Genomic DNA, 21,075 nt, shown 5'->3' on the forward strand with positions numbered 1-21,075 from the left:
GGTGCGCACATTCAGGCAATTACTCGCCGCTGAAATACCAGTAACCGGCATTAACCAGCGCCGCGATCTGTGCCAGCACTGAAGGATCGTCTAGCGCGTCACCTAACTCTTCCAGCGTAATATCTTGATGATGCGCCAGCACCGTCAAGACTTCCGGGTGCGAACATTCGATACGCTCACCGTTGACGAAAACCGCATCGCCAATGGTTAACACGCGCAAGCCACCCAAGCGAGAGAGTACATCGCCCTGCTGTAGCGCATCGTAAACTTCATCAGGCTGATACGGCGGCTCCGGTGGCGCAACATCCAGCTCATGGCGTGATTGTGAAATAAATTCACCAAACCATTGGGCAAAATGTTCCGGCTGGTTGATCACATCCAGCATCACCTGACGCACGCCTTCAATTTCTTGCGGCAGGATCTGTGAAGGGCAATCACGCGAAGGAACATCAGGATCGGTAAAGCGATAACTGCCCAATTCGTTAGCCAGCGCGTAATCGGCAAAACTACTGATCAATTCTCGGCCGCTTGGGGCACGGAAGCCAACCGAATAGTTAATGGCGTTTTCCAGCGAATAACCTTCATGCGGAAAACCTGGCGGAATGTAGAGAATATCGCCGGGTTCCATCTCTTCATCGATGATGGCATCAAAGGGTTCAACCTGAAGCAGGTCTGGATGGGGACAATGCTGTTTCATTGGCACTTTTTCACCCACACGCCAGCGACGGCGTCCGGTGCCCTGAATAATGAAGACATCGTACTGGTCGAGATGCGGGCCAACGCCGCCGCCCGGTACAGCAAACGAAATCATCAAATCATCGATGCGCCAGTCAGGCAAAAAGCGGAAAGGGCGCATTAGCGCTGCGGAGGGTTCATGCCAGTTATTAACGGCCTGCACCAGCAACGACCAATTGTTCTCACCCAGATGATCAAAACTTTCAAACGGACCGTGGCTAACCTGCCATTTGCCATCCTGATGACTGACCAGGCGACTGTCGATTTCATTTTCCATTGCCAGACCAGCCAGCTCATCAGGAGAAATGGGATCAATGAAGTTTTTAAAGCCACGCTTTAACACCACCGGACGTTTTTGCCAGTAGCGTTGAATAAAATCGGGCCAGTTGAGATCGAGCTGATAGTCCATAGAAGGTTCCGCTTAGGGCTGTAAATGTCGCAAGTATAACAGCCCGAACGCCTTTCTACTCGCGGCGATGTCAGACTTCCTGGCGTTGAAAAATGACTTCCATCCGTGTGCCACCCAGCGAACTGCTTGAGGCAATAATCTTGCCGGCATATTGCTCAAGAATGTCTCGCGCCACCGCCAGACCTAATCCCTGCCCGGGCCGCAGCGTGTCGGCGCGTTGTCCACGCACGAAGACCAGGTCGCGCTTACTTTCTGGTATGCCAGGACCATCGTCATCAATATAGATATGCAAAGACTTCTCGGTTTGATGCGCGCTGACTTCGATGAATTCCAGACAATATTTGCAGGCGTTATCCAGCACATTGCCCATCACTTCCATAAAATCATTTTGATCGCCAAAAAAGGTCAGCTCAGGTGAAATATCGAGCGTGATTGCCACGCCTTTGCGCTGATAAACCTTGTTGAGAGCGGAACACAAGCTGTCGAGCAAGCCTGAAACTGAATGTAGGTCGCGCTGCAAAGGATTGTGATCGGCCTGCATGCTGGCGCGATGCAGGTAATAGCCAATCTGTTGTGAAATCCGACTAATCTGTTCCAGCATCACGGGTTCAGCCTGCTCAACCGTCAGTTCCTTGCCGCTGCGTAACGATCGTAAGGTACTTTGCAGCACCGCCAGCGGGGTTTTCAAACTGTGCGTGAGATCCGACAAGGTGGTGCGATAGCGCGTATAGCGCTGCCGTTCATTGGTTAATAACAAGTTGAGATTGCGCACCAGGCTTTGCAATTCCTGCGGCGGGTTATCAGCCAAATTTTCACGCTGACTGGTTTCCAGCTCACGTACCTGCTGAGCAAGATGACCGATAGGACGCAAACTCCAGTGTGCGGCCAACCACAGCAGTGGAATAATTAAAATCAAATTGGCCGCTAACACATAGCTAAACCATGACCACACGACATCGGAATGTTGTAATTCCTGGGGAATGGAATCGACCACCACGATGGTCAGTGCGGGCAAATTGGTCGTGGCATCATAACGATTCACGGCTACCGAGTGGGTAAAGGTGTCGTCGCTGTCGGTATCCCAGGCGTGAAGCCGTCGCTGCGCTGAAATATTGTTACCCATCGCTGCCAGACTGGTGCGATTGCTGGTATCGATTTCGTAGAAATCAGGCTTGAGCAGCCAGTCACGGTGAATCTTATTGCGAATCTCAGGCACATCGCGCTGCTGCCATAGCAGCTTGCCTTGTTCGTCATAAATAAATACCAGCGTCGGGAAGTTCAGCGTCATGCGCTCGGGTTGAGCAATGGTGAGCTGATTCTCTTTCCACTGAGCAAGCGTAAAGAACAAATTGCTCTCACCGCGCATCACGCGATAGGTATTTTTATCAAAACTTACGACATAGCCAATCACAGCGACCATGCCGTAGGAGAGGGACAGGAAAAGTACGATGGCCGCTGACGCTAACAGGAAGCGAGCGCGCAGCGAAATAGGGCGGTAGCGTTTAAGCCAGGACATGTTTACAGGTCAAAGCGATAACCTTGCCCACGCACGGTAGCGATGACTTCGGTGGGATGCAGCGCCAGAATTTTTTTGCGCAGACGGCCCATCAACACGTCAATGGTATGACTTTCGCGCAACTCGGCATCGGGATAAAGCTGTAGCATCAGCGAATCTTTGCTGACCACTTTGCCTGCGTTACGAATCAGCGTTTCAACAATCGTGTACTCAAAGGCCGTCAATTTAACCGGCTGTTCGTTAACGGTGAGTTCGCGACGGGAGAGATCAACCTGAAACGGTGACATGTCGATGATTTGCGAAGCGTGACCGCTGTTACGGCGCATCAAGGCTTGCAGTCGTGCGGCGACTTCTTCGATATGAAAAGGTTTGGTGACGTAATCGTCAGCACCGGCTTCTAGCGCTTCCACTTTGGCTTGCCAGCCTTCGCGGGCAGTGAGCACTAAAATCGGCTGACGCACTGAATCACTGCGCCAGCGGCGAATCAGTGACATGCCATCTTCATCCGGTAAGCCCAGATCAACTAACGCGATGTCCGGCAGATGTTCCTGCAGAAAGTAATCGGCCTCTTTGGCGTCTTCGGCGGCATCAACCTGATGACCCATATCACGCAGTTGAACCGCAAGATGGTGGCGCAGCAGGGCATTATCTTCCACAACCAGAACACGCATAGAATTTCCTTACCATCAAAACGAAACGAATTGAGAGAAGTATACGCGAAGTGAATTAAACAGCAGGTTAACGCAGGCGGGTACGCACCCGCCTGCGTCAGGCATTACTTCAGGTCATCAACCATCTGAATAGCGCGGCCAATATAGTTGGCTGGCGTCATCTGCTTCAGACGAACTTTTTCTTCTTCTGGCAGCGCCAGGCTGTCGATAAAGGCTTGCATACCGGCAGCATCAACACGTTTACCGCGGGTCAGCTCTTTCAGCTTTTCATAGGGCTTTTCGATACCGTAGCGACGCATCACGGTTTGGATCGGCTCAGCCAACACTTCCCAGTTGTGATCCAGTTCGTCGAGCAGACGATCGCGGTTCACTTCCAGTTTTGAGATGCCTTTTAACGTCGCCTGATAAGCGATCAGCGCATAGCCAACGCCCACACCCAAGTTACGCAGTACGGTTGAATCGGTCAGATCGCGCTGCCAGCGAGAAACCGGCAGTTTGCTGGCCAAATGCTGCATTACCGCATTGGCCAAGCCCAGGTTGCCTTCAGAGTTTTCGAAGTCGATCGGATTGACCTTGTGCGGCATGGTTGACGAACCAATTTCACCGGCAATGGTTTTCTGCTTGAAGTGGTTCAGCGCCACGTAACCCCAAACATCGCGATCAAAATCGATCAGGATGGTATTGAAACGCGCAATGCAGTCAAACATCTCAGCGATGTAGTCATGCGGCTCAATTTGGGTAGTGTACGGGTTCCAGGTAATGCCCAGCGAGGTGACAAAGTTCTCGCTCAGCTGATGCCAGTCAACTTCAGGGTAAGCCGCAATGTGGGCGTTGTAGTTGCCCACGGCACCGTTGATTTTTCCCAGCACTTCAATGCGACCGAGTTGACGCAGCTGACGCTCCAGGCGGTAAGCGACGTTAGCCATCTCTTTACCCATGGTAGAAGGCGTAGCCGGTTGACCATGCGTACGTGAAAGCAGAGGAATGTCACGGTATTCGTGCGCCAGACCTTTTACAGCATCAATCAACTGCTGCCAGTAAGGCAGGATCACATCACGGCGCGCGGTTTCCAGCATCAAAGCGTGAGAGAGATTGTTGATATCTTCAGAAGTGCAGGCAAAGTGGATAAATTCAGAAACGGCATGCAGCGCAGGCACGTCTGCCACTTTTTCTTTCAGGAAATACTCAACCGCTTTAACGTCATGGTTGGTAGTACGTTCGATGGTTTTGATGCGTGCAGCGTCAGTTTCGTCGAAATTAGCCACAATCGCGTCAAGGAAAGCGTTTGCGTCGGCATCAAATGCAGGAACTTCCTTGATCTCTGCGGTATCAGCCAGTTTTTGTAACCAGCGTACTTCAACCTCAACGCGGAATTTCAGCAAACCGTATTCGCTGAAAATCGCACGCAGCGGGCTGACTTTATCGCCGTAACGACCATCGACAGGTGAGACGGCGGTCAGAGAGGATAATTCCATCAGTGCAACTCCTGAATCATTAAACAAAAATGCCGCACTGACTTAGTAAGTCAGTGGCAGCCGGGATAAAAGGGTTTTTGCTTCACGCAGCAGACGCTGGCGCGAGAACATCAGCTGCAGGCGGCCACCGCCAACCTGCTGCCAGAGCACCGCTGCACGAATACCCGCTAACAACGTCGCGCGTACTTTGCTTTGCAACAGTGGATTCTGTAATACCGTTGGTGAACCCGTCACCTGAATGCGTGGGCCGAGCGGGCTGATGACATCGACATAAATACCGGCCATAGCGCTGAGAATAGTTTCAGACTCCAGCTCATAGTGCGCCAGTTGACGATCCAACTGTCCAATACGCTGGGCCAGCGTCGCCATCGCTTGCTTGTTAGCGCTGAGTTTGCGCTCCAACACCATCATGCTCAACGTGTAGCGCGTCAACTCCGCGCCTGAGCCTTGACGGCTGCTGCTGTTCAGTACCGCCATTAACGTTTCCAGGCCGAGGCGCAGGTTAGCTTCTTCGTTACCAAACACCGCCAGGGTCGAAGAGGGATTCAAATCCAGCACGCTGCGCAGCGATACGGCAAGTTCTTCCGACGGGCAATGTCCCTGATGCGCGAGTAGCTGCACCAGATGCGCGGCCTGGCAAATGCCGGCCAGCGCAACGGTAATTTCTTGATAATTCTTAGCCACGGTTACTCCTGTGTACGCGTCGTTAAGGTCGACGTTTAAGCGGCAACCCACGGCAGGCGCTCTTCGATAATACCGCCGCCAAGGCAGATTTCGCCAAGATAGAACACCGCTGACTGGCCCGGCGTGACCGCAGCCACAGGTTTGTCAAAGCGCACTTCAATACGATCATCGCCATGCGGAATAATTTCACAGGGAATGTCAGCCTGGCGATAGCGCGTTTTCACGGTGCAACGCAGTGGCGCAGTGATGGGCTGACGATTTACCCAGTGCAGCTGTTGTGCAATCAAACCCACCGACATCAGACGAGGATGATCGCCCCCTTGAGCAACAATCAGGCGATTGCGCTCAACGTCTTTGTCGACTACATACCAAGGATCGTCTTTGCTCTCTCTCATGCCGCCAATGCCGAGACCTTTGCGCTGACCCAACGTGTGATACATCAAGCCCTGATGTTCACCGACAACGTCGCCATCAACGGTTTCAATTTCGCCCGGCTGAGCCGGCAGGTAACGCGCAAGGAAGTCACGGAATTTGCGCTCGCCAATGAAGCAGATGCCGGTGGAATCCTTTTTCTTCGCAGTAATCAGATCCAACTCTTCGGCGATACGGCGAACCTCGGGTTTTTCCAGTTCGCCCACCGGGAACAAGCTTTGTGCAATCTGCTGGTGGCTGAGCGTGTAAAGGAAATAGCTTTGATCTTTATTACCATCGAGGCCGCGCAGCAGGTGGCTTTGGCCATCAATGTCCTGACGACGCACATAGTGACCGGTGGCAATGAAATCCGCGCCCAGATCTTCTGCGGCGAATTCAAGGAAAGCTTTGAATTTGATCTCTTTGTTACAGAGGATATCCGGGTTCGGCGTACGGCCCGCTTTATACTCTTCGAGAAAATGCTCGAAGACGTTATCCCAGTATTCCGCAGCAAAGTTAACTTTATGCAGCTTCATGCCAAGCTTGTCGCACACAGCTTGCGCATCGGCCAGGTCGTCCGCGGCGGTGCAATACTCCTCACCGTCGTCCTCTTCCCAGTTCTTCATGAACAGACCTTCAACCTGATAACCCTGCTGTTGCAGTAACCAGGCGGAAACGGAAGAATCAACGCCGCCGGACATACCGACGATCACTTTTTTCTGGCTGTTGTCCAGGTTGCAGTTTTGAAGAGTGTTCCGGGAAATATCAGACATCACAGGCTCGCATAACGATAAAAAAACAGGCGGCGCATTCTATCATGCGTCGGCGTGGCGCGCACCTTCATGAAAAGGCCAGTTAAACGGGCTGACCAAATGTAAAGGATAACGCGCGCCTTGCTGCCATAAGCGTACGCTTTCTGCCACCAAAGGCGAGCGCAGGTTAGAGGCAGTGAGAATCTGCGCTGGCGGCAACCACCAGCAGCAATCTATGTCGCTGTCCTGTGGCGCGGTCGGCAGCTTTTCAGCGAGATCCAGACCAAAAAGGAAACGCACAAAAGGTGTATTGTCCGGTGCGATCCACTGTTGAACGCCGAGGAAATAGTGCATCGGTTCATCGATGCCGGTCTCTTCATACAGCTCACGCTGTGCAGCGGCTAACAGCGTTTCATCGGCCTCTAAATGACCCGCTGGCTGATTCCAGGTTGCGCAACCGTTGATCTGCTCTTCAACCACGAGCAGTTCACCTTGGGCGTGAACCAAACAGGCCACTGTGACATGAGGTTTAAACATTGAATCTCCGCAATTGTTAACCTGACGTTATCAAAACGGCAGGGCATTTAGGGCGTTTCAGTGACATCGCACCATTCGCCAGAAGGCAAATCATCCAACGTAAAATTCCCCATCGCATAGCGAATCAGGCGCAGTGTAGGGAAACCGATATGTGCTGTCATGCGGCGAACCTGGCGATTACGCCCTTCATACAGGGTAATTTTAAGCCACTGCGTGGGGATGTTTTTGCGTTCACGAATAGGGGGTTGACGCGGCCATAACCACGTTGGTTCGGCGACTTTTTCTATACCTGCGGGCAGCGTCAGGCCATCTTTCAGATTAACGCCATCGCGTAGCGGTTGCAGATCGCTCTCCTGCGGCTCGCCTTCAACCTGCACAAAATAGACCTTGCCGGTGCGCTTGCCAGGCTGCGTAAGCGCGGCCTGCAAGGCACCATCGTTGGTGAGCACCATCAAACCTTCACTGTCGCGGTCCAGCCGACCAGCGGCGTAAACATCGCTAACGCTTACGTAATCTTTCAGCGTGCGCCGTCCCGCTTCGTCAGTAAATTGCGGTAGCACGTCAAAAGGTTTGTTAAAGAGTATGACGCGCCGCGGTGCATCTGGGCGCGTGGGCGAGCGCCGTACCGGACGTGCTGGGCGGCTGAATCGTTTATCCTGGTGAATTCGTTGAGAAGTTTTTCGCATAGGCTTTGCAGTCAGAAACAATCGGCGCATTATAACGCGAAATTGCGGTGATTGGCGTAGCGGAAATATTCAAGTAGTATTGATCCGCATCTTACAAATCATTAACAAAAAATCGCTCGAAGGAGAGGTTGATGGAAAGCAAAGTAGTTGTTCCGGCGGAAGGTCAAAAAATCACCCTGGATCAGGGAAAACTGGTTGTCCCAAATAACCCAGTGATTCCTTATATCGAAGGTGATGGTATCGGCGTTGACGTATCACCTGTCATGCTGAAAGTGGTTGATGCCGCTGTGAAAAAAGCCTACAACGGCGAGCGAAAAATTTCCTGGATGGAAATTTACACCGGTGAGAAATCCGTTGAGCTTTATGGCCAGGACGTTTGGCTGCCGCAAGAAACCCTCGACTTAATCAAAGAATATCGCGTTGCCATCAAAGGCCCGCTGACCACCCCAGTCGGTGGCGGTATTCGTTCTCTGAACGTTGCCCTGCGCCAGGAACTCGACCTGTACGTGTGTCTGCGTCCAGTGCGTTACTACAAAGGCACGCCAAGCCCGGTTAAACGTCCAGAAGAGACCGACATGGTGATCTTCCGCGAAAACTCAGAAGATATCTATGCCGGTATCGAATGGAAAGCGGGTTCTGCGGAAGCAGATAAAGTGATCAAATTCCTGCGTGAAGAGATGGGGGTGAAGAAAATTCGCTTCCCAGAGCAGTGCGGTATTGGCGTTAAACCGTGTTCAGAAGCAGGCACCAAACGTCTGGTTCGTGCAGCGGTTGAATACACCATCACCAACGATCGTGATTCACTGACGCTGGTTCACAAAGGCAACATCATGAAGTTCACCGAAGGTTCTTTCAAAGACTGGGGTTACCAGTTAGTGAAAGAAGAGTTCGGCGGCGAACTGATCGATGGCGGTCCGTGGATGAAGTTCAAAAACCCGAACACCGGCAAAGAGATCATTGTTAAAGATGTGATCGCCGATGCGTTCCTGCAGCAGATCCTGCTGCGTCCAGCGGAATATGACGTTATCGCCTGTATGAACCTGAACGGTGATTACATCTCTGATGCCCTGGCGGCGCAGGTTGGCGGTATTGGTATTGCGCCGGGTGCGAACATCGGTGACGAATGTGCGCTGTTTGAAGCGACTCACGGTACTGCGCCGAAGTATGCAGGTCAGGACAAAGTGAACCCAGGTTCAGTTATCCTGTCCGCAGAAATGATGCTGCGCCACATGGAGTGGTTCGAAGCAGCTGACTTAATCGTAAAAGGTGTTGAAGGCGCTATCGCTAACAAAACCGTGACTTACGATTTCGAACGCCTGATGGACGGAGCCAAACTGCTGAAATGTTCAGAGTTTGGTGACGCAATTATCGAAAACATGTAATTGCTGTCGTTCCAAAAACCCCGCGATGGCTAATGCGATCGCGGGGTTTTTTTATGATTATTTTCTTGGCCTCTATTTTTGGTTCCAGTGCCGCCATTATCAAGCGCGTTGATAATGTTATACAATCCGCCATCAAAGCGACCAGGCCGGTGTGGAGAGAATTAACCATGGCGAATCAGCAATATCTTTTTTGGGTAATGGCGGGGGCGTTGACGCTGTTATTTCTGGTGGTCTCGGTGTTCGTGGGTATGTCACGGACAGCAAAGCACGGCTACATTACCTTCGGCATTATGTTTGCGATATTAGTCGTCGGCGCATTCATTATTAGCCGCTAGCGCTTGGGTACGATAAAAAAAACCGGCGCCCAGGCCGGTTTTTTTTATTATGACTGCGGCTGTCCTACCGGACCCGAACCCAGGGTGCCACCCGGTGATGCCTGACCACTTGGCGCATGTGGACGTCCATCTTCTTTCACTGCGCTACTACGATGTGAACAACCTGCCAGAGCAGTAAGCGTTGCTACAACCAGAAGTAATGCTGAAGCCTTCTTCATGTGACCACCTTTTTGGAAAGTTAACGAAAGTGTTTCTAAAATTGCGAAGTTTTAAGCATAGACAACGAAACCATTCCATCCAGTAAAATGTGTTTATTTTTCATGGGTTTTATCTGAAAGGAGAGGCTTTATTACTGGGGGTGAAAGCAGAATGGGAATCAATTTTGGAAAAAGGCGTAAGCAGAATGGGAAACACAGACAAGCGATAAGATAACGGAAGCCACAGGCTTCCGTTAATAGAAGGGGATTATTTACGTCCCAGCAGGAAGCCGATGAAGACACCGACGCCTGCGGCTACAGCTAATCCAGCAAACGGATTCGACTGCACCTGATCTTTGATGCAATCAGCCGCATCGCGTGCAGCATAGCTAGCCTGGTTTGAATAGCGACGTGCAGCACCCTTAGCTTGATGCTTAGGTGAATTGGTCGCTTCACCCCACTGTTCTTGCGCTGCACCCGCTGCTTCTTTTACTGCGTCTTCAATTTTTCCTGACATCTTTATCTCCTTGGTTTTAGTTACACCTAAAAGCGTAGCAAACGTGGCTGATTCTGCGGCGAAAGAAAGTAAATGAATCACTAAAAATCATTTCCGGCTGTGAACAGCGTTAACTTTGCAGGCTAAGCGTTTACTGTCTAACCTTTTCGAAGCAGCTCCTTTCAACAGCGAAAACGGAGGAACCATGAAACGTGATGTGCTGAATGAAGACGATTATGATGAAGTTTGTCGGGTGATTGGCGATGCTGTGATTATGCTGGCAGAAGCAGGCCATGACACCAAACGAGACGAAATATTCGACTTGTTAAAACGCACCCGGCATCACCGGGCACGCAGTGAACGCGATGAGCAGAAAATGCTTGAACATGCGATTCGCTTGATAAAACCCTGAGGTTAAAAAACCGGTATGCAACCGGTTTTTCTTTTTACTGCAGCAGCACACCTTGAATTAAATTCGCCTTAACCACTTCCACCTGATTAATCTTCAGGGCCTGCATATAACCTTCTACCAACAATAAATTACTGACATCAGTTGCACGGTAGTCACCGTTTAGTTCGCTGTCGCCTTTCCAGACTTGCTGTTTCGACAATGCTGTCAACGCCGCTAAGGTGTAGCGATTCTGTTTGTCAGGCAGCTGGTTTTTAATGGAGAAGCCATGTACGCCACCAATACCAATCACACGACGTGTAGTGGCATCTTGCTTGATCTGTGGCGAAACATCGTTACTGGCGTAAAATTCAACGAAACGCAGCACCGACTGGCGCCAGGAACCAATCGGATTAGGCGATCCCTGCGTAGGCACATTTTTTAACACGCTCAGGATAAAGTTTTTGAGCGTGACTGAAGCCAGTTTGCCTTGATAAACATCAGCAATCAGTTGACCTTGCTCTGGGCGATACGCTGTCATCTGCATTGACCCGCCGCCAATATCCCACACCAGCAAATCCTGATCCTTAACCTGCGGATCATCTAGCGCAGCTTTAGCGGAAAGAAAACCCAGTTCGGCTTCCTGCTGTTGGGAAATGATGCTGAGCTGAACGCCTGCCTGACGGTTAAAGCGGTCAATCACAGCCTGACCATTATTTGCCGAGCGAAACACGGCCGTGGCAACGCCAGTCATCCGTTGAGGATGATAGCGGCGAGCGTGGCTGACTAATTGCATCAGCGCATCCAGACCTTGCTGCTCAATGGCGACATCGAGCTGATTATTGCTGGCATGTGACAAGGCATCGTTGTAACCCACAGGCCGCTGATCTTCATACAGCACTTTTTCAATGCGATGGTGACAGACATCGACCTGTGCAACCGCAATTTTAGTGGTGCCGGAACCCATATCAATGCCGGCACGCGTTTGCAGGCAGTTGGCCGCCTGCGTAGAAAAAGCAAAAAACAGTGAGGCAAAAAGCAGCGGTAAAGCAGGGCGCGCAAACAGTCGCATATCGATTCCTGTGTTATTTAGGGCGAAATCAAGGGTGCAGACGCGGGATACCAGCTCACCAGAAAATGACGTAAATGATCAAAGCACCATTCTGCATCTTCCGCTTGTTGGCAATAAAACTGGATGGTGATTTTTTCGTAGTCGCGCTGACGTTGACGCAGTGGTGACCAGCACCAGTCCAGCACCGATCGCGCATAATTCACCAGCGAACCGGCAGCCATAGCGTGCTGCGTTTCTTGTTCTGTCAGGTAGCTGTAAAAGGCGTGTTCAAGCTGAAGCGCTTCTTCATGCGTGTGCCGCAGTAAATCTGGGCGAAAAGCCACATCGATGAAGCCGTATACTGCATCGCTTTTTTGCTGCCAGTCGCAGGTTAGCGTCATGAATTTGCCATCCTGCAAATTCACCTCTTCCAGCAGACGCCGCAGATTAGCGGAATGGCGAATAACAGCAATCTCTTCAATGCGATCGGTTTCTAGCGTGAGATCAATTCCGCACGGATTGACGGAGCCATCGGCATTATGCGTAGTGGGGAAGGGGAAATCGATATAACCGTTGTTATCCAGACGCTTTTCCATAAGAAGGATGACCTGCCGCTTGACGTTTTCTGACAATAAACCATCTGGCGGCAGGATTCACCCTTTAAGGGCACGTCCAGGTAATCTGCGTGTCTTGATGAGGATTTATAAGACGAAACTGTTTATTGGAAAGCCTTTGGGCGTAATAACCTTCACGCGTAACGGCGGAGGGCACATATTTGAAACGATCCACTGATTTCAATGTCCCACTCTCCACGGTGACGTTGTCTTTGCTCACGGTGAAAGCGTTGACCAGGTCAAAAATAAGGGCATTTGTTTGTCCCATGGGTCGACCATAGATAGTTGAAACTTCTCCCGGACAATCAACGCCTTGTGGGCCAGATGAACATCCGGTGAGAAAAATAAAGAGTGTTAAAATGCCGAGTCGCAACATGATCCTGTTCCTGCTTCAATCCCTGGGAATCCGGTGGCGCTGATTTTATCGCGTTGCGTCACTAATAGCTTGATCATAGCAGTTTTAAAGCAGGTTCCCATTTGCTATTTGTTTAATAGGTAAGCAACAGGAATGTAAAAGGGTGACTTTGGTAACAGTTAAACGGTATTCTTGCCATCTTTGCGCGACAGTTAAGCAAAACCAGGGATAAATGATGAAAGAAGAAGAAGCCAGTCTAATGATTATTCAGCACGCGATTGAGAAGCTTGACGTTGAAAAAAAGCAGCAAGTCAATGCGTGTGCCGGTGCAATTCGTGAAGTCATGCAGAAGTATGATGATGATTATGCTGGATTAGCACTGATGTTAATTGCGGCAGAGGTCGCAGCGGAATAATTATTTAGGAGTCTGCATCGTAGGACGCGGTGCAGACTTTTGCTGCTTCTTTCCTTACGCTTCAATTCCACCTTTTCCTGGTCTCAATTCCACCTTGCTGTGCTAAACCTGATGATTCTCAACCAAGGAGAATCCGATGAAAAAGACATTGATGCTGATTGGCGTGTTAACCAGCGGGTTAGTGCTGGCAGGTTGCGCAGATGATCATATCTTGCACACGCATGATGGTCGCACCATCGTGGTGGAAGGCAAGCCGCAGGTTGATGATGATACCGGCCTGATTACTTACAAAGATATTTACGGTCATGAGCAGCAAATTAATCGTGACCAGTTAACAGAGATGTCTACTGTTAATCATTAATTAGCCATGCGGCTTGACGCTGCAGTGATGTGAACTGCACATCTCGGCCCGTTTCCTACGGGCCGTTCGCCTTTCTTCTCTGTTCGATTATGTTAAGCTAAAAAAATCCCAACAAAATCATAAATCTTCAGCGGAGAGACCCAATGAAGGCTGCAATTATTGCCGCAACACTTTTGGCCTGCCACATTGCCCCAGCCTGGAGTGAAAGTGAGTTCCAAATCAACTGTCCAGGTCGCCCCACTATGACCGTTTCCCGCGCCGAATATGGGCTTAGCACCGTGATGTGGCCGAAAGGCCATTTTCAGGTCGCTGCGGGCCAACAACGCACACGCCTGCAAGATGGCGATAAAGTGGCGATTACCCGCTTTCGTAATGGCGATCAGCTGATTGTTAATAAAAGCAGCGATCAGATGTTTTTCGTCTATCGCGACAGCGATAAACTGCTGCCCTGTAGCCGTACTGACAAGCGCGATGTCGATATCATCAGCCTGGAGCGCTACGACGACAGCCAACATCCTAACTCTTAATCCGGTCGCGACAGGAGCACGCATGCAACTGAACATCACTGACAAGGTTACGCATCACGATTTAGATGAGATCCGCTTAGGCTTAAACGCGTTTAATAGCCGATTTATTAATATCGATGAAGTCAAATCTATTGGCGTGTTTGTCAGCAATGCGCAGGGCAAAAAACTGGCCGGATTGACCGGCTCAACCAGCGGTAATTGGCTGCGCATTGATATGTTATGGGTGAGTGAGGCGATGCGCGGGCAGGGCGTGGGCAGTCAGTTGATGCAAGCCGCAGAGGAGGAAGCGCGCCGCCGCGGTTGCTTGTATGCACAAGTTGATACCGTGAGCTTTCAGGCGCGCCCTTTCTACGAAAAGTTAGGTTATACGCTGCGGTTTAGCCTTGATCACTATCCGCGCCATCATCAGCGTCACTATTTAAGTAAAGCCCTGTAATCAAAACAGCGGCTGCTGGCGCAAATCCAGCGGCTGTTGCTCCGCTTCATCTATCGCCGCTAACCAACTTTGTAACGTCACCTTTTTCCACGAAAGGTGCCCGCGCGTGGTGCTCATCAGCACCACATCAGGCCGTAGCGTGCGGAAAAACTCCAGCGACTTTTTTAGCTCGGCAGGATTGCTATCCGGCACCAATACGCTGATCCAGCGCTCATGCGACCGTGTAATGGTATCGCCGACAAAAAGATAAGTCAGGCCCAGCGGCGAGTGATAGAGAAAGCTACAGCTGCCGGGTGTATGGCCTGGCGTGGGCAGCAGATGAAAATCACCAAAGTGGGTTTCCTGCTGGCTGAAGGTGTCGTCAGGCTCAACAAAACGGCTGATAGGCCCGAGTGAACGATTATGGCAATAGAGCGCGCTATTAAAGCGTTGCTGAATTATTGCCGCACCGGGTGCAGATTCATGCCAGTGCGTGAGGTAGTGACGGATCACGCCGCCGGCATCGGCTAACACTTCATGGTCGAGGGGGTTTTCTACACGACCAATCAACAGGTTGCCGCGTGGATGACGCAACATAAACCCGTGCATCATTAAATCATTAACGGCATCTTCCACCGGAAATTCCGGGGTTGAGATCCACAAATCGTCATACAGCGGCTTCAATGTCGATCTCCCAAACTACAAAAATTTAGCGCAAAACAGGCTGTCCAGTCGCTTGCAGCTGCGCCTGACCTTGCATCACCTGCAAGCGAGCGCTGGCACCCAACGGCAACGTTACGGTGTCGGCCGCGTGGCCAAAGGCAAGATCGCTAATAACGGGCAGTCCGCTTGTATCACGGACGCGTTGCCAGACGGTAGAAAAATCAAAGCCGTTGTCATAATCAGACAGCGCGGTGCTGGTAAAGCTACCCGTCACAATCGCCTGCTGGCGTCCCAAAATGCCGCATTGTTGAAGCTGAATGAGCATACGTTCGATACGAAAAGGGTGCTCATTGACATCTTCAATCACCAGAATGCCGTTTTCGATTTGCGGCATCCACGGCGTGCCAATCAGCGAGCAGATCATCGCCAGATTTCCACCCCACAGCGTGCCTTGCCACTCGCCGCTGTCCGGCGTATCGCTTTGCCACGCCACATTGACTGTAGGTGATGAGACCGCCTGCCAAAAGTGACGCAGCGTAAATTCAGATAAAACCTCTGCGCCAAAGTTTCCCGCTAACATTGGGGCGCTAAACGTAATTAACCCCACTTGCGCTAACAACGCTAACTGAATGGCGGTGAAATCGCTGTGACCACACAACGCCAGCGGTTGATTGAGTAAACGACGCTGCAAACCAATGTAATCGATCGACTCCAGCAAGCGGCTGGCACCATAACCGCCGCGCACCGCCAGTACGATATCCGGCAGTGTTTGCAGCTGCGCTAGCTGATTAATATCGGCCAGTCGCTGCTCATCGTTGCCGGCAAAACGCTGGAACCGGCGCGTAATCACGGCGTCATTTTCTACCTGATGCCCGGCATCACGCAAACGTTCGACACCGCGTAATGCGGCAAGCTGGTTGTGACAATAACCGGAAGGGGAGATGAGACGAATTTGACGGGGAACCATAATGCTTTCCTGCTGTTAGCGGGGGATCATTCTCACGCGATAATGACGAAAAGTGACGATGAAGTCATCCCGCCACCCCCTTTTTTATGCATTTAGGATAAACGGTAATTTTGCTCTACCGCACGCCAGGTATGATAGCCAGCGTAACTCCTGCAACGAGATTAAAAATTGCTGAAAATTCGCCACCTTATGCTCTCGGCTTTATTACTCTCTGGCTGTGCCAGCGAACCGCCAAAACCCCACGTCAAAGAGAAGAACACGCCGTTAACGCAGGCAGCGCCTTCGAATGTTAATGACGCCTGGGCGTTCTTTACCGAAGATGCCGCCAGTCATTATGGTGTTGATGAGAAGTTAATCAGCGCCATTATTAGTGTCGAATCGGGTGGCAATCCAACGGTAGTAAGCCGTTCTAATGCAGTGGGTTTGATGCAGATTAAAGCCTCTACCGCAGGACGTGAGGTCTATCGCACCCAAGGACGTCGTGGTCAGCCGAGCAGCGCCGAGCTGCGCGATCCGGCCAAAAATATCGATATCGGTACGGCGTATTTGAAGATCCTGCAGGATTCAGTATTGTCGGGTATTCGCGATCCCTTGACACTGCGTTATGCCACCATCGTCTCTTACGCAAATGGCGCAGGCGCATTATTACGCACCTTCTCACGCGATCGCGATCGGGCCATTGCAATGATCAATGCCATGTCGCCAGATGAGTTTTATCAGCATGTGCAAAACAAACATCCGGCTGCGCAGGCACCGCGCTATCTTTGGAAAGTGACAACCGCTTACCGCACCATTTAATTCTAACCGGACAGAGCATCAACGGCTGTCCGGTTTACGCCATCAATAACCGCGCCGTCGGATAATCCACGATGAGTACATTCACATAACCGCCACGCAGTGCGCCGCGAATCGCAGGCGCTTTATCTTTTCCGCCCGCCAGCGCCACGACCTGTGAACACTGCTTAACCTGCGCCAGCTCCATACCAATCACCGGATCTTCGTCCGCCGTTAAAACCGGCTCGCCAGCAGCATCAAAATAGTGCAGACAAATATCGCCCACCGCGCCGCGTTCGGCGAGCGTGCGCAACATCTCTTCATCGTAATAGTTGCCAGAATTACGCAACAGCGCCGAAGGTTCCAAATCGCCAATCCCGACAATGGCTAAATCGACTTCATCAAATTTTTGCAGCACTTCCGCGACATCGGCATTGGCTGATAAACGCTGGCGATCGCTGACTGAATGTTCAATCGACTGTGAAGGCAATAACCAGGCCGGGCAATTCAACAGGGCGGCAAGATTCTGCGTTAAAATCGTTGCCTGCACATTGCCGTTGGCACCCACGCCACCCAGCAATTGGATCACACCTTTACAGGGCGAATTCAACGGATGCAGCGCATCCACCATGGCGCGAATAGTCCCGCTCCAGGAGGAGATGCCAATCAGCTCATCAGCACGTAAACGCGTCTCCAGATAGTGCGCTGCCGCTGAACCAATGGCCTGCTTAATCTGCAGTGCCGACGCGTTATCCGGTACATCTACCACGATCGCCTGCGGCAGGCTAAAGCGCTGCTCGATGGCCTTTTCCAGTTCAGGAAATACATTGGCAGGTGGCACCACGCTGATCTTCACCACACCTTCTTTCACGCTGCGATTAAGAATGCGTGAGACAAACGATTGCGACAATTTTAGCGACTGGGCAATCTCTGATTGCTTCATCCCTTCGACATAGTAAAGCGTGGCAATCTTTACCATCAGCCGCTGTTCATCCTGTTTAGCCATCGATTATTCCTTCTCTGATTCTGCCCGGTATTGTTAACCAGGGCGGCAAAAATCACAACGCAGGACAAATTGTGATCGTTTTCGCTTTTTGACGATCTGGCATTGGACGATACGCCAAGGCAGGCGCATAGTCAGTTTGCATATAAAATCGCAATTGAATATTTATTCAAGCGGAGAATAACCGATGAACGTACCTCTCGTCAAAATTACCCTACTGGCTTCAATGATGGCATTTTCAGCCGCTTCGCTGGCCGCAGATAAAGGCTTGCTGGCAATTATTACCCCTTCACACGACAACCCATTTTTTAAAGCCGAAGCCGACGGCGCGTTAGCCAAGGCCAAAGAGCTGGGCTATGCCACGCTGGTCGCCTCACATGATGATGATGTGAACAAACAGAATCAGCTGATCGAAACCGCTATTGCCCGCAAAGCCAAAGCGATCATTCTGGATAACGCCGGCGCGGATGCCACCGTTGGTCCGGTACAAAAAGCCAAAGATGCTGGCATTCCGACCTTCCTCATTGATCGTGAAATCAATAAAACCGGCATAGCGGTGGCGCAGATCGTCTCCAATAACTATCAAGGCGCGCAACTCGGTGCAGAAAAGTTCGCCAAGCTGTTAGGCGGCAAAGGGGATTACGTTGAGCTGCTGGGGAAAGAGTCCGATACCAATGCAGGCGTGCGTTCGCAGGGTTATCACGATGTGCTGGATGATTACAGCGACATGAAAATGGTGGCGCAGCAAAGCGCTAACTGGAGCCAAACCGAAGCCTTCAGCCGCATGGAAACCATCCTGCAAAAATATCCCAACATCGTTGGTGTGATCTCCGGTAATGACACCATGGCGCTGGGTGCCGAAGCCGCGCTGAAAGCTGCAGGCAAAACCAAAGTGATTGTGGTCGGCTTTGATGGCAGCGACTACACGCGTGATTCCATTCTGAATAAAGGCAACATCAAAGCCACCGTGCTGCAACCTGGCTGGGATCAGGCACAAATGGCCATCACGCAAGCGGATTACTACCTGAAAAACGGTAAAGCGCAGAAAGAAGAGAAGCAGTTAATGGATTGCGTGCTGATTGACGACAGCAATGCATCGAAACTGAAAAACTTCAATCTGGCTAAATAAGGCGGAGTGCGCATGAAGCGGATGCTGATTCTGTTCGGGGCGATGACATTTCTAAGCGCCTGTACGGTGGTGGATCTGGATGCAGACGGCAAGCCGATCCTGCCAAAAGATCCTAACGCCAAGCCGGGCTACACCGATCAAACGCCGCAGCAGATCGCGGAGGAGAGTTGGCAATCTCGTGTAATGGAAACAGCAAACGGCCATGCGCTGAGCTGGGCTGATATGGAAACCAAAAGCCAGACGGTAAAAGCGGGCACCAGCGAAAGCGTGTTCGTGCGTGCCAGCGGCATCGTCACGGCTTTTGATACCAGCAATGCCCGAGAACATAAATTAACCGTCACGATCAACGGCAAGTCGGTGAACATCAATATCGGCCCGGTATTGCGCAGTAATGGCATCCGCGATGCCGCCGGTTTCCGCTTTGAAGAGTTCACGAATCAGGTGCAGTACGCGCAACTCACTCGCGCGTTGAACCGACATGCGGTGAAACAGTTGCCCAAGGTCGATGAAAGCTGGGTCAACAAACCGGTGCAAGCACTGATGGCGGTGACAATGCAACGCGGCAATGTTGATGATGTAGTCGCAGTTGAGCTGAAGCCGGGGACTCCCTGATGAGCAATGACATCATTCTGCAGGCGAATAACATTTCGATGCTGTTTCCCGGCACGTTAGCGCTGGATCGGGTTGATTACCGCGTCTGGCGCGGCAAAGTTAATGTGATTATCGGCGAAAACGGTGCGGGTAAATCGACCCTGATGAAAATTCTCGCCGGCGTTCAGCAGCCAAGCAGCGGTGAACTGCTTCTTAATGGCGAAAAAGTGACGCTGAATAGCACGCGGGATGCAGCACGTCACGGCATCGGTATGGTTCATCAGGAGTTAAACCTGTTTGAAAACCTGTCGGTGGCAGAAAACGTGTTTCTGGGCCGAGAATTGCAAAGCGGCATTCGGCCAATTAATGAAGCGGAGCAGGAGCGCCGCACAGCCGCACTGATGCAGCGGCTGGATCAAAAGATCTCGCCCAAAGAGCGCGTGGGTAACCTCAAGGTTGGGCAGCAGCAGCTGGTGGAAATTGCTAAAGCGCTGGCGGAAGACGCAGATATTCTGATCCTCGATGAACCGACTTCGGCGTTGAGTAAAACCGAAGTGGAAATTCTGTTCCGCGTAATCCGCGAACTGACGCGGCAGGGCGTTTCGGTCATCTATATCTCGCACCGGCTTGAAGAGCTGATGGCGATTGGTGATGTGATCACTATCCTGCGCGACGGACGTTTTCAGGCGGAAGCCAACGTCACTGAAATCGATGTGCCGTGGATTGTGCGCGAAATGTTGGGCAGCGAACCCGTGACTAACTTCCTGCCAGAAGAGCGTGATTTTGGTGCGCCGATGCTCGAAGCGCAGCACATCACCTGCGTTAGCCCAAACGGCAATACGCTGGTGGATGATGTGAGTTTTCAGGTACGCGCCGGCGAAATTGTGGGTATTTATGGCTTGATGGGCGCGGGTCGCACCGAACTGTTTGAATGCCTGTTAGGTAGCCAGCGCAATTATCTCGGCAAGCTGTGGCTCGACAGCAAGCCGCTGCCAACCCGACTACCTACCGCCGATCGCATCCGCATGGGCATGAGCCTGGTGCCCGAAGATCGCAAGCGCTCCGGTATTTTCCCGGTCTCGTCTGTGGCCAGTAACCTCACCATTGCCAGCCTGTGGCGGCGGTTATCGCATCGTGTGGCTATCGCTCAGCAGCAGGAGCAGGAGGCGGTTGCCCGCACGGTAGGGAATCTGGCGATCAAAGTCTCCTCACCCGAGGTGGCGATCAGCGCGTTAAGTGGCGGTAATCAGCAGAAGGTGGTAATTGGCCGATCGCTGTTGACCAATCCTCGTTTGCTGCTGCTGGATGAACCCAGTCGCGGCATTGATGTTGGTGCCAAAGCGGAGGTATTTCGCATGATGGTGCAGCTCTCAAAACAGGGCATTGCCGTGCTGTTTTCGACCTCAGATCTCAAAGAAATTATGGCGGTGGCCGACCGTATTTTAGTGATGTCCGGCGGCAAACTCACGGCTGATATTCCGCGTGATCAAGCGGAAGAGTCAGCGCTGGTTAAAGCAAGTGCGCAGGGGTTTTAAA

General features: G+C 51.6%; 27 protein-coding genes. 11 read left to right on the forward strand and 16 right to left on the reverse strand.

The genetic code is table 11. The features are described from left to right. Window positions 1–19 precede the first annotated feature (19 nt). From SC127_RS19800 to rluE, 8 genes are all read right to left on the reverse strand, one after another. Complete coding sequence (locus SC127_RS19800; RefSeq protein ID WP_243078141.1) at window positions 20–1,144, reverse strand: ribosomal protein uL16 3-hydroxylase; 1,125 nt, start codon at window positions 1,142–1,144, stop codon at window positions 20–22. Window positions 1,145–1,214: 70 nt separating this feature from the next. Then, window positions 1,215–2,660 (reverse strand): two-component system sensor histidine kinase PhoQ, encoded by a 1,446-nt coding sequence (phoQ, locus tag SC127_RS19805; protein ID WP_215847045.1) that lies wholly within the window; start codon window positions 2,658–2,660, stop codon window positions 1,215–1,217. Between the two features lie 2 nt (window positions 2,661–2,662). Further along, window positions 2,663–3,331 carry a two-component system response regulator PhoP gene (phoP, locus tag SC127_RS19810; protein WP_215847044.1) on the reverse strand — a complete coding sequence of 223 codons (669 nt, stop codon included), beginning with the start codon at window positions 3,329–3,331 and terminating at the stop codon, window positions 2,663–2,665. A 104-nt stretch (window positions 3,332–3,435) separates the two neighbouring features. Further along, entirely contained in the window at window positions 3,436–4,806 is a 1,371-nt protein-coding gene (purB, locus tag SC127_RS19815) for an adenylosuccinate lyase (protein WP_215847043.1), read from the reverse strand. 42 nt (window positions 4,807–4,848) lie between these two features. Then, window positions 4,849–5,490, reverse strand: coding sequence for a high frequency lysogenization protein HflD (gene hflD, locus SC127_RS19820; protein ID WP_215847042.1), 642 nt, complete (start codon window positions 5,488–5,490; stop codon window positions 4,849–4,851). 35 nt (window positions 5,491–5,525) lie between these two features. Continuing rightward, window positions 5,526–6,674 carry a tRNA 2-thiouridine(34) synthase MnmA gene (gene mnmA / locus SC127_RS19825; RefSeq protein ID WP_332627664.1) on the reverse strand — a complete coding sequence of 383 codons (1,149 nt, stop codon included), beginning with the start codon at window positions 6,672–6,674 and terminating at the stop codon, window positions 5,526–5,528. A gap of 42 nt (window positions 6,675–6,716) precedes the next feature. Then, window positions 6,717–7,190 (reverse strand): NUDIX domain-containing protein, encoded by a 474-nt coding sequence (locus SC127_RS19830; RefSeq protein ID WP_332627666.1) that lies wholly within the window; start codon window positions 7,188–7,190, stop codon window positions 6,717–6,719. Between the two features lie 47 nt (window positions 7,191–7,237). Continuing rightward, window positions 7,238–7,906 (reverse strand): 23S rRNA pseudouridine(2457) synthase RluE, encoded by a 669-nt coding sequence (rluE, locus tag SC127_RS19835; RefSeq protein ID WP_442955763.1) that lies wholly within the window; start codon window positions 7,904–7,906, stop codon window positions 7,238–7,240. A gap of 101 nt (window positions 7,907–8,007) precedes the next feature. Here rluE and icd point away from each other — a divergent pair, with 101 nt between their 5' ends. Both icd and SC127_RS19845 read left to right on the forward strand, forming a co-directional pair. Beyond that, window positions 8,008–9,258, forward strand: coding sequence for an NADP-dependent isocitrate dehydrogenase (gene icd, locus SC127_RS19840; protein WP_215847039.1), 1,251 nt, complete (start codon window positions 8,008–8,010; stop codon window positions 9,256–9,258). Window positions 9,259–9,311: 53 nt separating this feature from the next. Beyond that, complete coding sequence (locus SC127_RS19845; RefSeq protein WP_332627668.1) at window positions 9,312–9,593, forward strand: hypothetical protein; 282 nt, start codon at window positions 9,312–9,314, stop codon at window positions 9,591–9,593. Window positions 9,594–9,640: 47 nt separating this feature from the next. On the opposite strand, the gene SC127_RS19850 is transcribed toward SC127_RS19845, so the two are convergent. Both SC127_RS19850 and SC127_RS19855 read right to left on the reverse strand, forming a co-directional pair. Next, the gene (locus SC127_RS19850) at window positions 9,641–9,811 is read right to left on the reverse strand and encodes a YgdI/YgdR family lipoprotein (protein ID WP_215847037.1); all 171 of its coding nucleotides are present in this window, start codon (window positions 9,809–9,811) and stop codon (window positions 9,641–9,643) included. A 247-nt stretch (window positions 9,812–10,058) separates the two neighbouring features. Continuing rightward, window positions 10,059–10,307, reverse strand: a complete 249-nt coding sequence (locus tag SC127_RS19855; protein ID WP_215847036.1) for a DUF883 family protein — start codon at window positions 10,305–10,307, stop codon at window positions 10,059–10,061. A gap of 184 nt (window positions 10,308–10,491) precedes the next feature. Between SC127_RS19855 and SC127_RS19860 the strand changes: the two genes are divergently transcribed. After that, window positions 10,492–10,698 (forward strand): DUF2767 family protein, encoded by a 207-nt coding sequence (locus tag SC127_RS19860; protein ID WP_215847035.1) that lies wholly within the window; start codon window positions 10,492–10,494, stop codon window positions 10,696–10,698. Window positions 10,699–10,732: 34 nt separating this feature from the next. On the opposite strand, the gene SC127_RS19865 is transcribed toward SC127_RS19860, so the two are convergent. The 3 genes from SC127_RS19865 to SC127_RS19875 form a co-directional block, all read right to left on the reverse strand. Next, window positions 10,733–11,746 carry a Ppx/GppA phosphatase family protein gene (locus SC127_RS19865; RefSeq protein WP_332627671.1) on the reverse strand — a complete coding sequence of 338 codons (1,014 nt, stop codon included), beginning with the start codon at window positions 11,744–11,746 and terminating at the stop codon, window positions 10,733–10,735. 17 nt (window positions 11,747–11,763) lie between these two features. Continuing rightward, a complete protein-coding gene (locus SC127_RS19870; RefSeq protein ID WP_215847033.1) occupies window positions 11,764–12,321 on the reverse strand; it encodes a hypothetical protein in 558 nt (185 codons plus the stop codon). 64 nt (window positions 12,322–12,385) lie between these two features. Next, window positions 12,386–12,715: a hypothetical protein gene (locus tag SC127_RS19875; protein WP_215847032.1), complete on the reverse strand. Its 330-nt coding sequence runs from the start codon at window positions 12,713–12,715 to the stop codon at window positions 12,386–12,388. 214 nt (window positions 12,716–12,929) lie between these two features. Here SC127_RS19875 and SC127_RS19880 point away from each other — a divergent pair, with 214 nt between their 5' ends. The 4 genes from SC127_RS19880 (at window position 12,930) to SC127_RS19895 (ending at window position 14,433) form a co-directional block, all read left to right on the forward strand. Then, entirely contained in the window at window positions 12,930–13,109 is a 180-nt protein-coding gene (locus SC127_RS19880) for a hypothetical protein (RefSeq protein WP_332628248.1), read from the forward strand. Between the two features lie 136 nt (window positions 13,110–13,245). After that, window positions 13,246–13,470 carry a YgdI/YgdR family lipoprotein gene (locus SC127_RS19885; RefSeq protein WP_215847031.1) on the forward strand — a complete coding sequence of 75 codons (225 nt, stop codon included), beginning with the start codon at window positions 13,246–13,248 and terminating at the stop codon, window positions 13,468–13,470. Window positions 13,471–13,613: 143 nt separating this feature from the next. Further along, entirely contained in the window at window positions 13,614–13,997 is a 384-nt protein-coding gene (locus SC127_RS19890) for a hypothetical protein (RefSeq protein WP_215847030.1), read from the forward strand. A 22-nt stretch (window positions 13,998–14,019) separates the two neighbouring features. After that, window positions 14,020–14,433 (forward strand): GNAT family N-acetyltransferase, encoded by a 414-nt coding sequence (locus SC127_RS19895; RefSeq protein ID WP_215847029.1) that lies wholly within the window; start codon window positions 14,020–14,022, stop codon window positions 14,431–14,433. Here the strand turns inward: SC127_RS19895 and SC127_RS19900 are convergent, their stop codons facing one another. Beyond that, entirely contained in the window at window positions 14,434–15,096 is a 663-nt protein-coding gene (locus SC127_RS19900) for an MBL fold metallo-hydrolase (protein WP_243078136.1), read from the reverse strand. 25 nt (window positions 15,097–15,121) lie between these two features. Then, on the reverse strand, window positions 15,122–16,042 hold the full coding sequence (gene ldcA, locus SC127_RS19905; protein ID WP_215847028.1) for a muramoyltetrapeptide carboxypeptidase: 921 nt from the start codon (window positions 16,040–16,042) through the stop codon (window positions 15,122–15,124). A gap of 168 nt (window positions 16,043–16,210) precedes the next feature. Here ldcA and emtA point away from each other — a divergent pair, with 168 nt between their 5' ends. After that, complete coding sequence (emtA, locus tag SC127_RS19910; RefSeq protein WP_215847027.1) at window positions 16,211–16,840, forward strand: membrane-bound lytic murein transglycosylase EmtA; 630 nt, start codon at window positions 16,211–16,213, stop codon at window positions 16,838–16,840. A gap of 34 nt (window positions 16,841–16,874) precedes the next feature. On the opposite strand, the gene SC127_RS19915 is transcribed toward emtA, so the two are convergent. Next, window positions 16,875–17,822 (reverse strand): sugar-binding transcriptional regulator, encoded by a 948-nt coding sequence (locus SC127_RS19915; protein ID WP_215847026.1) that lies wholly within the window; start codon window positions 17,820–17,822, stop codon window positions 16,875–16,877. A gap of 184 nt (window positions 17,823–18,006) precedes the next feature. Here SC127_RS19915 and SC127_RS19920 point away from each other — a divergent pair, with 184 nt between their 5' ends. Genes SC127_RS19920 through SC127_RS19930 form a run of 3 tightly spaced genes read left to right on the forward strand, consistent with a single transcriptional unit; the run spans window position 18,007 to window position 21,074 of the window. Beyond that, window positions 18,007–18,948, forward strand: a complete 942-nt coding sequence (locus SC127_RS19920) for a D-ribose ABC transporter substrate-binding protein (protein ID WP_215847025.1) — start codon at window positions 18,007–18,009, stop codon at window positions 18,946–18,948. Between the two features lie 12 nt (window positions 18,949–18,960). Beyond that, window positions 18,961–19,560, forward strand: a complete 600-nt coding sequence (locus SC127_RS19925; protein WP_243078135.1) for a DUF2291 family protein — start codon at window positions 18,961–18,963, stop codon at window positions 19,558–19,560. Continuing rightward, window positions 19,560–21,074, forward strand: coding sequence for a sugar ABC transporter ATP-binding protein (locus tag SC127_RS19930; RefSeq protein WP_215847023.1), 1,515 nt, complete (start codon window positions 19,560–19,562; stop codon window positions 21,072–21,074). Before SC127_RS19925 ends, SC127_RS19930 begins: the two co-directional genes overlap by 1 nt. Window position 21,075: the final 1 nt, after the last annotated feature.

Origin of the sequence: Pantoea sp. T14, assembly GCF_036663535.1 — a bacterium.
Lineage (GTDB): Bacteria > Pseudomonadota > Gammaproteobacteria > Enterobacterales > Enterobacteriaceae > Pantoea > Pantoea phytostimulans.